This is a genomic window from Flavobacterium glucosi (assembly GCF_048286535.1).
In the GTDB taxonomy this organism is placed as follows: domain Bacteria; phylum Bacteroidota; class Bacteroidia; order Flavobacteriales; family Flavobacteriaceae; genus Flavobacterium.
The window spans coordinates 206840-219928 of sequence record NZ_JBLVPK010000002.1 but is presented as its reverse complement, the minus strand read 5'-3'; the positions used below and the strand labels follow the sequence as shown (position 1 = coordinate 219928).

The 13089-nt window shown below is 36.1% G+C and carries 9 protein-coding genes; 6 read left to right on the top strand and 3 right to left on the bottom strand.

All coding sequences use genetic code 11. The features are described from left to right. Positions 1–13: 13 nt before the first annotated feature. Complete coding sequence (locus tag ACNQGD_RS04085) at positions 14–343, bottom strand: HesB/IscA family protein (RefSeq protein WP_417994654.1); 330 nt, start codon at positions 341–343, stop codon at positions 14–16. Between the two features lie 169 nt (positions 344–512). Between ACNQGD_RS04085 and ACNQGD_RS04080 the strand changes: the two genes are divergently transcribed. The 3 genes from ACNQGD_RS04080 to ACNQGD_RS04070 all read left to right on the top strand — a co-directional run bounded on the left by ACNQGD_RS04080 (position 513) and on the right by ACNQGD_RS04070 (position 5015). Then, the gene (locus tag ACNQGD_RS04080) at positions 513–1373 is read left to right on the top strand and encodes an MBL fold metallo-hydrolase (protein WP_417998397.1); all 861 of its coding nucleotides are present in this window, start codon (positions 513–515) and stop codon (positions 1371–1373) included. A 76-nt stretch (positions 1374–1449) separates the two neighbouring features. Further along, positions 1450–3078, top strand: coding sequence for a S8 family peptidase (locus ACNQGD_RS04075; protein WP_417998396.1), 1629 nt, complete (start codon positions 1450–1452; stop codon positions 3076–3078). Positions 3079–3140: 62 nt separating this feature from the next. Next, on the top strand, positions 3141–5015 hold the full coding sequence (locus ACNQGD_RS04070; RefSeq protein ID WP_417998395.1) for a M1 family metallopeptidase: 1875 nt from the start codon (positions 3141–3143) through the stop codon (positions 5013–5015). A 77-nt stretch (positions 5016–5092) separates the two neighbouring features. Here the strand turns inward: ACNQGD_RS04070 and ACNQGD_RS04065 are convergent, their stop codons facing one another. Then, positions 5093–6298 carry an NAD(P)/FAD-dependent oxidoreductase gene (locus ACNQGD_RS04065; protein WP_417998394.1) on the bottom strand — a complete coding sequence of 402 codons (1206 nt, stop codon included), beginning with the start codon at positions 6296–6298 and terminating at the stop codon, positions 5093–5095. Between the two features lie 151 nt (positions 6299–6449). Then, a complete protein-coding gene (locus tag ACNQGD_RS04060; protein ID WP_417998393.1) occupies positions 6450–7400 on the bottom strand; it encodes an L-threonine 3-dehydrogenase in 951 nt (316 codons plus the stop codon). A gap of 312 nt (positions 7401–7712) precedes the next feature. On the opposite strand from ACNQGD_RS04060, the gene ACNQGD_RS04055 reads away from it, so the two are divergent. The 3 genes from ACNQGD_RS04055 to ACNQGD_RS04045 all read left to right on the top strand — a co-directional run bounded on the left by ACNQGD_RS04055 (position 7713) and on the right by ACNQGD_RS04045 (position 12980). Next, positions 7713–8318, top strand: a complete 606-nt coding sequence (locus tag ACNQGD_RS04055; protein WP_417998392.1) for a hypothetical protein — start codon at positions 7713–7715, stop codon at positions 8316–8318. Continuing rightward, positions 8311–11679 (top strand): transcription-repair coupling factor, encoded by a 3369-nt coding sequence (gene mfd, locus ACNQGD_RS04050; RefSeq protein ID WP_417998391.1) that lies wholly within the window; start codon positions 8311–8313, stop codon positions 11677–11679. The genes ACNQGD_RS04055 and mfd overlap by 8 nt, the downstream gene beginning before the upstream one ends. Positions 11680–12212: 533 nt before the next feature. Further along, the gene (locus ACNQGD_RS04045; RefSeq protein ID WP_417998390.1) at positions 12213–12980 is read left to right on the top strand and encodes an SDR family NAD(P)-dependent oxidoreductase; all 768 of its coding nucleotides are present in this window, start codon (positions 12213–12215) and stop codon (positions 12978–12980) included. Positions 12981–13089 lie beyond the last annotated feature (109 nt).

Genomic DNA, 13089 nt, shown 5'->3' with positions numbered 1-13089 from the left:
TGTTGTTATTTGGTTATAAAGAAAATGATTCTCCGCAACCACAGGTTCTATTGGCGTTTGGGTTATTGAAAATAAACCCTTTACCATTTATTCCTCCTGAGAATTCTAATATTGTTCCGGCTAAGTATAGAAAAGATTTTTTTTCTACAGCAATAGTAATGTCGTTGTCAATAAAAATCTTATCGTCTTCGTTTTTCGTTTTATCAAATTTTAAATCATAAGACAAACCAGAACATCCGCCGCTTTTTACACCAACTCTTACGTAGTCAGTTGCAGCATCAAAACCATCATCTTTCATTAAATCGATGATTTTTTTTCTTGCAGTGTCAGAAACTTTTATCATAGCTTATATTGATTTTGTCTAAATTAAGCACAAAGATAGTGTATAAAAAGCTTTTTCCATAATTGATACCATTTTTATAGCCAATGCGAAAATAGAAAAAAGCTATTTGTAACGACTAAAAGCATTTGAATTCCTTAACTTTGAAACCTCTCAAAAAACACAAAATAACATGAAATTATATCCCATAGAAACTGGAAATTTTAAATTGGATGGCGGCGCGATGTTTGGCGTGGTGCCAAAAACCATTTGGAATAGAACCAATCCAGCAGATGAAAATAACCTGATTGATATTGCGGCACGCTGTTTATTGATTGAAGAGGGCAACCGATTGATTTTGATTGATACCGGAATGGGAAACAAACAGTCCGAGAAATTTTTTGGTTATTATTCGCTTTGGGGAACCCATTCTATAGATAAATCGTTGGCTAAATACGGTTTTCATCGGGATGATATCACCGATGTTTTTATGACGCATTTGCATTTTGATCACTGTGGTGGAAGTGTACAATGGAATGCCGACAAAACAGGTTATGAACCTGCGTTTAAAAATGCTAAATTCTGGTCGAATGAAAATCACTGGGAATGGGCTACGAAACCCAATGCTAGAGAAAAAGCGTCATTCTTGTCAGAAAATATTTTGCCGATGCAGGAAAGTGGGCAGTTAAATTTCATCCAAAGACCGGAAGGCGATTTTCTGGCAACATCAGAATTGGGTTTTGGCATCTTCTTTGCTGATGGACATACCGAAAAGCAAATGATTCCGCACATTCAATATAAGGACAAGACTATCGTTTTTTGCGCTGATTTATTGGCAACAGCCGGACACATTCCTATTCCGTATGTGATGGGTTATGATACCAGACCTTTATTGACCATGCCAGAAAAAGAAAAATTCATGAATGCTGCGGCTGATAATAATTATTATTTGTTCCTGGAACACGATGCTCATAATGAAATAATAACCGTACAAAAAACAGAAAAAGGCGTTCGGTTGGCAGAAGTTTTTACTTGCGAACAAATCTTAACATAGTGTTAAGGATAGTTTCATTTGTAACAAAAAAAATTATTTTAGACAAATATTTTAAAATTAACAAAAAACATTTTCGATGAATACCATTAAACCCATTTACATTTCTGCTTTTGCTTTTTTAGCATTAGTAGGTTGTGGCGCTTCAAAACAAGTTTCAAATACTTCTAATTCGGAGTTAGTGGCCATAAGCGCACCTTTGAACATTAAAAAAAAGGCGCCAATTGCTGAAAATGACTTGAAACGTTGGAGTCATTTAGATATTGTGACGGATACCATTCCTGGAATGAGTGTTGATAAAGCGTACGCTGAATTATTGAAAGGGAAAAAAGGCGTGCCGGTTATTGTTGGAATTGTAGATTCTGGTGTGGATATTGAACACGAGGATTTAAAATCAGTGCTTTGGACCAATACTAAAGAAATTCCCGGAAACGGAATTGACGATGACAAAAACGGATATATCGACGATATCCATGGTTGGAATTTCCTAGGAGACATTACCAAAGAGAATCTGGAATATGAAAGAATCATCAAAGATAAAACCTTAGTTGATGATGCTACGTATCAAGCTGCAAAAGTATTGAATGACAAAAAAGTTGCTGAAGCTGCTGCAGGAAAAACACGTTCAGAGCAAATGTTAGAGACTCTTATGACTAGCGATGCTAGTTTAATGAAGCATTTTGGCAAACCAGTCTATACTATTGAAGAGGTAAATGCGATTGTTTCGCAAGAACCTGAAACGCAAAAGAGCAAAGCGGCTATGCAACAAATGCTTTCTTATGGATTGCCAATTGCGGAACTTAAAGTTGCGGTTCAAAAACAATTAGACGATCAGGTTGCACTTATAAACGGAGACAATCTAAAAACGGATTACCGTAAAGTAGTAGGAGATAATCCAAATGATATTACCGATACTAAATACGGGAATAATAATGTGATGGGACCAGACAAGAACGAAATTCTTCATGGAACGCACGTTGCCGGAATTGTTGCTCAAAGTAGAAATAATACTTTGGGAGGTGATGGTGTGGCTAATAATGTTCAAATTCTTACCGTTCGTGCAGTGCCAGACGGTGACGAGTATGATAAAGATATTGCACTTGGAATTCGCTACGCAGTAGATAATGGCGCCAAAGTAATCAACGGAAGTTTTGGAAAAAGCTTTTCGCCACACAAGCAATGGGTTTATGATGCTATAAAATATGCTGAGAAAAAAGATGTATTGATCGTTCATGCAGCTGGTAATGATGCAAAAGATATTGATTATGCAGAAAATTTCCCAAACGATTCAGATGATAAAACAACAGAATTTGCTGATAATTTAATCACAATTGGTGCTTTGAATTTTGAATATGGAAATAAAGTTGTCGCTCGTTTTTCTAATATTGGAAAAATTAATGTAGACGTTTTTGCTCCTGGAGTAAAAATCTACGCTACAACTCCAAACAATACGTATAAATACTTACAAGGTACTTCAATGGCTGCGCCAAATACTGCCGGAGTTGCTGCATTAATTCGTTCGTACTATCCAAAATTATCGGCGCAACAAGTAAAACATATTTTGATGGATTCAGGAGTTGCGATTACAACGGATGTTATTGTAGGAGGAAAAGCAAATGACACACGTTCGTTTACTGCTTTGTCTAAATCAGGAAAAATAGTAAATGCATACAATGCTTTACTAATGGCAGAGAAAATGTCTAAATAATATTTTAAGAATTTATTATATGGAAGGACAAATTGTCCTTCCATTTTTATTTAAACCTACCTATGAAAAAATTACTTTTAGTTTCTATTTTCTCTTTAAGTTTTGGAAGTCTTTTGGCCCAAAACACTTCATACTGGCAGCAACATGTCGATTACAAAATGGATGTTTCTCTGGATGTAAAAACATACCAATACAAAGGAAAACAGGAATTGGTTTACACCAATAATTCTCCTGATACTTTGAGAAAAGTATATTATCATCTATTCAATAATGCCTTTCAGCCCGGAAGCGAAATGGATGCCAGAATCCAAAGCATCAAAGATCCGGACGGCAGAATGGTCACCAAAGTGAAAGTTGGTGATAAAGAAGTCAAAGAAAGTCGCATTAAAAATTTGAAACCAAATGAAATTGGTTATTTGCGAATTTCTAATTTCAAACAGGATGGAGTAGCAGCTACTACAAAAGAGATTGGGACTATTCTTGAAGTGACTTTGGCTAAGCCAATAGTACCCAATTCGAAAACCACATTCACATTAGATTTTGATGGTCAGGTTCCCATTCAGATTCGTCGTTCCGGAAGAAATAATGCCGAAGGCGTAGCATTATCGATGGCGCAATGGTATCCAAAACTGGCTGAATTTGATTTTGAAGGTTGGCACGCTGATCCTTATATCGCCAGAGAATTTCATGGTGTTTGGGGAAATTTTGACGTAAAAATCACTATTGATAAAGATTACGTTTTAGGAGGCACCGGTTATTTACAAAACAAAAACGAAATAGGTCACGGCTATCAAGACCCAGGTGTTGTTGTGTCTGTTCCAAAGAAAACAAAAACATTGACGTGGCATTTTAATGCACCAATGGTTCATGATTTTACGTGGGCTGCTGATAAGAATTACATTCATGATGTAGTAAAAGGGCCTAATGGTGTCGATTTACATTTCTTGTATAAAAACAATCCAAAATACATTCAAAACTGGAAAAACCTGCAACCAAAAACGGTTCAGTTGATGAAAATTTACAACAAAACGGTTGGGGATTATCCCTACAAACAATATTCTGTGATTCAAGGTGGCGATGGCGGAATGGAATATGCCATGTGTACGTTGATTTTAGGTCAAGGTACTTTTGACGGATTGCTTGGTGTAACCGCACACGAAATGGCACATTCTTGGTTCCAGCATATTTTGGCTTCCAATGAATCAAAACACGGATGGATGGACGAAGGATTTACGTCTTTTCTGGAAGATTTTGGACTTAACGAAATTGCTGATAAAAAAGTAGAAAATCCATTTTCTGGAGCGTATACGGGTTATTTTTCTATGGTAAATTCAGGAAAAGAATTACCACAAGGAACACATGCAGACCGCTTTGACGAAAACAGAGTGTACAGTATTACTTCGTACAGTAAAGGTGAAATTTTCTTAGCGCAATTGATATACTTAATAGGGAAAGAAAATGCATTCAAAACCTTGAAAAAATATTACAGCGATTTCAAATTTAAACATCCTACGCCAAATGATATCAAAAGATCTGCAGAACGAATTTCTGGAGCAAATCTGGATTGGTATTTAGTGGATTGGACAGAAACCACCAATACGATTGATTATGGTATCGCAGCCGTAAAGGAAAATGCGGATAAAACAACCGTAACTTTAGAAAGAATTGGCAGAATGCCAATGCCGATTGATTTGACTGTGGAATATACGGATGGAACAATTGAAAGTTTCTACATTCCGTTGCGCATGATGAGTTTCGAAAAAGAGAACCCAAATCCTGCTGTAAAAAGAACAGTTTTGAATGATTGGGCTTGGGCGTACCCGACCTTTGAATTCAACATTGCTAAACCAAAAGCTTCCATCAAGAAAATCTCCATAGATCCAAGTGGATTAATGGCCGATTTGAAAAAGGAAAACAATACCTATGAGATAAAGTAATTTTGAAAAGCCCTGAAAAGGGCTTTTTTTATGCAAATCAATTAGGTGTTTGTATTGGAAATTTGATTTTTTTACAATTACCGTCGGAATTTAAAATATTCGGCTAAAGTATGTTTTTTATTTTTCAACATTTCAGAAACGAGTTTCATTCCAATGACCGAGAATGTGATGCCGTTTCCACCAAAACCTAAAACAAAATAAGCACTTGGAAAATTAGGATGTTTACCAATGTAAGGTAAGCCGTCTTTGGTCTCGCCAAAAGTACCTGCCCAAACAAAATCCATTCTGAAATCATAATTTGGTAAAATTTTCTGTAGATATTTGGTCAATTTACTGGACTTGTCGTTTAGTAAGGAATCTCTTTTTTCGGCATTTACAAAATCTTCATCTTCTCCACCAATAAGCAATCGGTTGTCGTCCGTAGTTCGCATATAAATATAGGGTTCCGCCGTATTCCAAAAAAGGGTGTCATTAAGATACGATTGGTCGTCTTCAAATCTTTCGCCCACAATAGCATAGGTAGAAAGTAATTTTACAAAATTGTCTTTAATGATTTCGGTACTTTCAAAACCGTTGCAGTATATTATTTTTTTAGCGGTAATGGTAGTGCCATGTTCCGTTAGAACGGTGACGCCATTTTGCTTGTAAGTAACTTTTTTAATATCAGTTTTGTCAAAAATCTTTAATCCTTTTTCATGATTGTATGCTAGAATATCGTGGACTAATTTGAATGCATCAATGCTTCCGCCTTGTTCGGACAAGATGCCGCCATGGGAGTTTTTAAGTTGGTACTTTTTATCAACTTCATCAGCTTCCAGCCATTTTACTGGGATTCCAATTTTTTTTCGCGCCTCAAATTCTTTTTTTAACCAATTAACATCTTTCTTTAAAGCTGCAAAATACAGCGATTTTTTTTTCTTAAATCCACAATCAGATTTTACTTGGTGCACTATTTTATTCAAATCATCAATTGATTTATAACACGCCCAATAACATTCAACGGCGGCTTTTTCACCAATCAAATCTATAAGTTGGAACAATGGAACATCGATTTCATATTGTAACATGGATGTTGTGGCCGATGTGCTTCCGTGACCTATTTCTCTGCGGTCTATCAATATGGTTTTGTAACCGTCTTCTATACATTGATGCGCTACAAGGCTGCCAGTTATTCCACCGCCTATGATTAGGATTTCTGTGTCTAAATTTTCTCTTAAGGAAGGATACGAGTTGATGATTCCATTTTTAACCAACCAAAAAGGTTCGCTTGATTTTAGTTTCATACTGATGAGGTTTTAATCAAATTTAGCGAAAATATCTTTTTAATATGTTACTCAAGAAGAAAAGTAAAACACAATTAAAAAAAATAGGCTTTAAAAAACCAGGATTTTCACCTTGATTTTTTAAAGCCCAAATTCTTTATAAATGAAAGTATTATTTTTTTTCGGCACTCAAATTTTTCAACATATCCTCAGCCATCGTTTCCAAGTCAAATTTATGTTTCCAGTTCCAGTCTTTTCTGGCTTCAGCGTCATCAATACTTGCAGGCCAGCTATCAGCTATTTTTTGACGGAAGTCTGGTTTGTATGTAACTGTAAATTCAGGAATGTGTTTCTTGATTTCGGCAGCAATCTCCTTTGGCGTAAAGCTCATAGCGGCTAGGTTATACGAAGAATTAATTTTTATTTGCGCTATCGGCGCTTGCATAATTTGAATGGTCGCAGCAATGGCATCATCCATATACATCATCGGCATTTTAGTTTCTGAAGATAAAAAACATTCGTATGTTTTATCCGAAAGTGCTTTGTGAAAAATGTCTACCGCATAATCCGTAGTGCCGCCACCAGGAGGCGATGACCAGCTGATTAAACCCGGATAACGGATGCTTCTTACATCTACACCAAAGATATTGTGGTAGTATTCGCACCATCTTTCGCCGGCTTGTTTGCTAATTCCGTACACTGTTGATGGCTCCATTATCGTGTATTGTGGCGTATTTTCTTTAGGAGTTGTTGGTCCAAAAACCGCAATACTCGAAGGCCAGAATATTTTTTTTATTTTTCCAGCTTTCGCCAAATTCAAAACGTGAAACAACGAATTCATATTTAAGTCCCAAGCAAATGCTGGGTTTTTCTCGGCTGTAGCCGATAACAATGCGGCCATCAAATACACTTCGTCAATTTGATGCAATTCCACTAAATGTTCAATTTGGTTGAAATCTAAAGCGTTCACCACTTCAAATGGACCGGAGTTGACAACATCAATATTTAACTTTCGGATGTCCGAGGCAATTACATTGTCTGTTCCGTATAGTTGCCGCAGCTTTTGGGTAAGCTCCGTTCCAATTTGTCCGCAAGCGCCTATAATCAATATTTTAGTACTCATTTTTGTCTGTTTTGAAAAACAAAGATAACGTTTTCGCAAATAACATAATTTTGATAAAAAAACATATAAATATCTTAAAAAAGTATTTAAAAAGGAATTTTATTTCTTAATTTTTGATTTTTTAAACATAAAAACAGCTTCAGGAATATTAGATTGTTATTCCGATGCGGTAATTCGTAATTGTAAATTTACTTTGTAACTTTGTACGGTAATTAATGGAAATTTTTAAAGGAGCATAACTGGTTCTAGTTTACAAAATTAAGACAGGATGTGAGTTGCAGGAAGCCATTAAAAAATGATAAATAGCCACACATGAAATACAAAATAGCAGTTTTCTTTTCTTTGGTTTTTCTTTTGTTGTCTTGTAAAAATGACAATCAAAAACGCATTGCCGAAAATAAAAAAGAGATGCAAAAAAGAGAAGTCATTTTCAAAAACATAGAGAAAAGTTGGGTTTTTTATGACACGCCTGTAACAGAGGCTTCTGAAAAAAGCATCGCATCTTGGAACGAATGGCGTATTTTTTTGGCAGAATTAGCGTTGAAGCCTAAAAAAACTATTGGAGCTTTTCAGCAAAAATCAAAAGCGCTTTCTAAAAAAGCAATGGCTTTAAACGATAATATTCCTTACGAATACAACAAACCTCAAATAAAAAGCAGAATCTCGACTTTAATTACAAAAGTAAGATTGTTGGATTTATTCATTCATTTGGATAATATTCCTGATAAAAAAGTGGCGCTCTTGGTTTCAGAGATTAATTTAGAACTGGTTTCGCTACAAAGACAAATGGACAAAATTACGGAGAAAAGTAAAATTCCACTTGAAGAAGGAGAATCTGAATTAATGAAAATGATGGACACCACAAGGGCCATTCCTAATACACCAACCATCGATCCAAATCTACCACGCATTGAGTAAAAAAGCCTTATATACTATTTACGATAATTCGCCAAAAACCCAGCAAATTGTCACTCGTTTATTGGAAAATAATCAAGTAAAAATGCAGCTTTCCGGATTACTCGGATCGGCGCTTTCCTTTGTAATTCGTTCGATTTTTAAGAAATCGGAACTTCCTTTTTTGATTGTTCTAAACAATAAAGAAGAAGCATCGTATTATTTGAATGACCTCGAACAGCTGGTTGGCGACCAGGATGTTTTGTTTTATCCCGGTTCGTATCGTCGTCCGTATCAAATTGAAGAAACCGATAACGCCAATGTTTTGCTTCGCGCCGAAGTCCTCAACAGAATCAATTCCCGTAAAAAACCGGCAATTATTGTCACCTATCCCGAAGCCTTATTCGAGAAAGTGGTAACTCGAAAAGAATTGGATAAAAACACGTTGAAAGTATCCGTTGGAGACAAAATCTCTATTGATTTCATCAACGAAGTATTGTTCGAATACGAATTCAAAAGAGTGGATTTCATTACAGAGCCCGGAGAATTTTCGGTTCGTGGTGGAATTGTCGATGTGTTTTCATTTTCAAATGATAATCCGTACCGAATTGAGTTTTTTGGAGATGAAGTGGAGAGTATTCGCAGTTTTGATGTTGCGACCCAATTATCAATTGCACAACAGAAGAAAATTACGATAATTCCAAATGTGGAAAACAAAGTTTTTCAGGAAAATAGAGAAAGTTTCCTGGATTATATTTCGGAGAAAACGGTACTTTTTATTCAGAATACTGAAGATTTTTTATCCCAATTAGACAAACAATTTGGCAAAGCCGAAGAAGCTTTTGCTAAATTGTCGCAGGAAATAAAACGGTCATCTCCAGAACAATTGTTCTTGAATCAAACCGAGTTTATAAAAAGAGCGTTGGATTTCTCGATTGTGGAATTGAGTTCGAAACCTATTTTTAGAACCACTAAAAAATTCGAATACCACATTCAGCCGCAACCGTCGTTCAACAAACAATTTGATTTGTTGTTGAACAATCTGAATGAAAATCATTTCAATGGGTACAAAAACTATTTGTTTTGTTCGAATGAAGCCCAAGCGAAACGATTTCATGATATTTTTGAAACGTTGGACGAAGCAAATTCGGAGAATATCCGCAAGCAATATCACACCGTTGTTTTGCCGTTGTACCAGGGATTTATAGACGAGGAAAACCAAATTACGTGTTATACCGACCATCAGATTTTTGAGCGTTATCATAAATTCAGCATCAAAAATGGCTATTCGAAAAAACAGAATATTACTTTAAAAGAACTCACGACCTTATCCGTTGGCGATTATGTGACGCACATCGATCATGGAATCGGTCGATTTGGAGGGTTGCAAAAAATACAAGTCGAAGGCAAAACGCAGGAAGCCATCAAACTCGTGTATGCCGATAATGATATTGTGTATGTGAGCATTCATTCGCTGCACAAGATTTCAAAATACAACGGAAAAGACGGAACGCCGCCCAAAATTTATAAATTAGGTTCGAATGCCTGGAAGATTTTAAAACAAAAAACCAAGGCCCGCGTCAAACATATTGCCTTCAATTTGATTCAATTGTATGCCAAGCGGCGACTGGAAAAAGGATTCCAGTTTGCGCCCGACAGTTATTTGCAAAACGAACTGGAAAGCTCGTTTATTTATGAAGATACGCCGGACCAAACCAAATCGACGGCGGAAGTCAAAGCCGATATGGAAAGTGATCGTCCAATGGATCGATTAGTTTGTGGTGATGTCGGTTTTGGTAAAACCGAAGTAGCTATTCGTGCGGCTTTCAAAGCAGTCGATAACAGCAAACAAGTGGCAATTCTTGTTCCTACAACTATTTTGGCCTACCAGCATTACAGAACGTTTACAGAACGACTGAAGGACATGCCGGTTTCTGTTGGGTATTTGAATCGTTTTAGAACCGCCAAACAAAAAGCAGAAACACTAAAATTATTGGCCGAAGGAAAACTGGATATTGTGATTGGAACACACCAATTGGTCAACAAAAATGTAGTTTTTAAAGACTTGGGATTGTTGATTGTGGATGAGGAACAAAAATTCGGTGTTAACGTAAAAGACAAACTCAAAACCATTGCTGCCAATGTCGATACTTTGACATTGACAGCAACGCCAATTCCGAGAACGTTGCAGTTTTCATTGATGGCAGCGCGGGATTTATCCGTAATTACAACACCTCCGCCGAATAGATATCCTATTGAAACGAACGTGGTTGGTTTTAGTGAAGAATTGATAAGAGATGCAATTTCGTATGAAATTCAGCGCAACGGTCAGGTTTTCTTCATCAATAATCGAATAGAAAATATCAAGGAAGTTGCCGGAATGATTCAGCGCTTGGTACCCAATGCCAAAGTAGGAATCGGTCACGGCCAGATGGAAGGAAGAAAACTGGAAGAATTGATGTTGGCTTTCATGAACGGAGAATTTGACGTTTTAGTGGCAACCACCATTATCGAAAGCGGATTAGACGTTCCCAATGCGAACACAATTTTTATCAATAATGCGAATAATTTTGGATTGTCTGATTTGCATCAAATGCGCGGTCGGGTAGGGCGTAGCAACAAGAAAGCGTTTTGTTATTTTATTTGTCCGCCATATTCTGCGATGACGGACGATGCCAGAAAACGAATTCAGGCTTTGGAACAATTCAGCGAATTGGGAAGTGGATTCAATATTGCTATGAAAGATTTAGAGATTCGTGGTGCCGGAGATTTATTAGGAGGCGAACAAAGTGGTTTTATCAACGAGATTGGTTTTGATACTTATCAAAAGATCATGAATGAAGCCATCGACGAATTGAAAGAAAATGAATTCAAGGATTTGTATCCGGAAGAAAACAATTTAGAAACGAAAGAATATGTAAAAGACCTGCAAATTGACACCGATTTTGAGTTGTTATTCTCGGATGAATACATCAATAATGTTTCGGAGCGATTAAGTTTGTACAATGAATTGGGTAGTATAAAAAATGAAGAAGAATTGATCATTTTCCAAAATAAATTGATTGATCGTTTTGGTCCTTTACCACCACGAGCTAATGCGTTAATGAATAGCATTCGTATTAAATGGATTGCTACCCGTATTGGAATCGAGAAACTGGTGATGAAACAAGGCAAGATGATTGGGTATTTTATTTCAGATCAACAATCGGATTATTACCAGTCAAAGCGTTTTCAGGATGTTTTGCAGTTTGTGCAAAAACACAGTTCTATTTGTAAAATGAAAGAAAAACAAACGCCAGCTGGTTTAAGGCTTTTGTTGACTTTTGACAATGTGAAGAATACTAGAATAGCATTGGAATTGATGGAGTTGTTGGGGGGACAATAAAAAAAGCAAAAGTTTTATTTTTTATATTTGATTTTTACCACTTCTATCGAAATGAAATTTAAATCAATAGATACTTTTGTCTCGAAATCTTTGGAGACTCTGTAGCGGAACTGAATGCATTATTCCCATCGAAAATTTTAAAAGAAATTTAAATTGATGACCGTCCGGTTTGTGAATCATTAGGCTGCACTTTTTTTTAAATATTTTACTTAAGAGGCAACAGGAATTAATTTTATATTGAAAAAATTCTAAAGAAATCAATTCTCATTAGTTGTATAAATACGATTTGATTCAGAATTATGTGTGGGAGTTTGTACACTTTGAAGGTCCACTACAATCGATAACTACCTTATATTCTAAACATAATTGGGCTGCTAAAGTCATTTTTACAGGTTTTTTAAAAAACAAACAAGGTTAACTCCGACGTCTTTTCGTATACAAATAAATTGATTTATATCTCGTCAACATCGATTTTACAATTTGCTTGTGGTACTCTTTACTATCTTTGTATTAACAATTTAAAACAAATACTGATGGAATTAATAAACAATAAAATAGCAGTAGTAACCGGAGGAAGCCGTGGATTAGGAAAAGATATGGCTTTGAATCTTGCCAAAAAAGGGCTCGATGTAATCCTAACGTACAACAGCAAAAAAATCGAAGCGGATGATGTTGTTGCCGAAATCGAAAAACTGGGGCGAAAAGCAGCAGCCATTCAATTGAATGTTGCTGATGTGAGTAGTTTTGATTTGTTTTTTCAAAATGTAGCGAGTGCTTTAAAAAGCACTTTTTGTGCCGAAAAAATTGATTTTTTAATCAACAATGCGGGTGTTGGACTTCACGAAAGTTTTGCGACAACAAGTACGGCTCAATTTGATGATATGGTTAATATTCAATTCAAAGGACCCTTTTTTCTGACTCAAAAAGTTTTGGAAATAATGAACGATGGTGGTGGAATTGTAAATATTTCGTCAGGATTGACCCGTTTTTCATTTCCGGGCTATTCAGCTTATGCGAGTATGAAAGGAGCGATGGAAACATTGACTAAATACCAAGCGAAGGAATTGGGCGAAAGAAAAATTAGGGTCAATATAGTGGCTCCGGGTGCTATAGAAACTGATTTTGGTGGAGGTGCCGTTCGTGATAACGAACAGTTAAATCAATTTATTGCTTCACTAACAGCTTTAGGAAGAGTCGGTTTGCCCGATGATATTGGAGGCGTTGTGGCTTTTTTGTGCACAGACGATGCTAAATGGGTGAATGGACAACGCTTAGAAGTTTCGGGAGGAACGAATTTGTAGTTTTTTAAATTGGTTTTTTAGATGTAAAAAAATTAATTTTTTGATAAAAACGCAATTCAATATGATTAAAAAAAGCTTCCAGACTATTTTAGCCTGGAGGCTTTTTAAT

What these genes read in the sequence shown, in the direction of transcription:
- ACNQGD_RS04055 (WP_417998392.1), top strand. Translation starts at nt 7,713, where the DNA reads ATGAAATACAAAATAGCAGTTTTCTTTTCTTTGGTTTTTCTTTTGTTG.
- ACNQGD_RS04060 (WP_417998393.1), bottom strand. Translation starts at nt 7,400, where the DNA reads ATGAGTACTAAAATATTGATTATAGGCGCTTGCGGACAAATTGGAACG.
- ACNQGD_RS04080 (WP_417998397.1), top strand. Translation starts at nt 513, where the DNA reads ATGAAATTATATCCCATAGAAACTGGAAATTTTAAATTGGATGGCGGC.
- ACNQGD_RS04070 (WP_417998395.1), top strand. Translation starts at nt 3,141, where the DNA reads ATGAAAAAATTACTTTTAGTTTCTATTTTCTCTTTAAGTTTTGGAAGT.
- ACNQGD_RS04085 (WP_417994654.1), bottom strand. Translation starts at nt 343, where the DNA reads ATGATAAAAGTTTCTGACACTGCAAGAAAAAAAATCATCGATTTAATG.
- ACNQGD_RS04045 (WP_417998390.1), top strand. Translation starts at nt 12,213, where the DNA reads ATGGAATTAATAAACAATAAAATAGCAGTAGTAACCGGAGGAAGCCGT.
- ACNQGD_RS04065 (WP_417998394.1), bottom strand. Translation starts at nt 6,298, where the DNA reads ATGAAACTAAAATCAAGCGAACCTTTTTGGTTGGTTAAAAATGGAATC.
- ACNQGD_RS04075 (WP_417998396.1), top strand. Translation starts at nt 1,450, where the DNA reads ATGAATACCATTAAACCCATTTACATTTCTGCTTTTGCTTTTTTAGCA.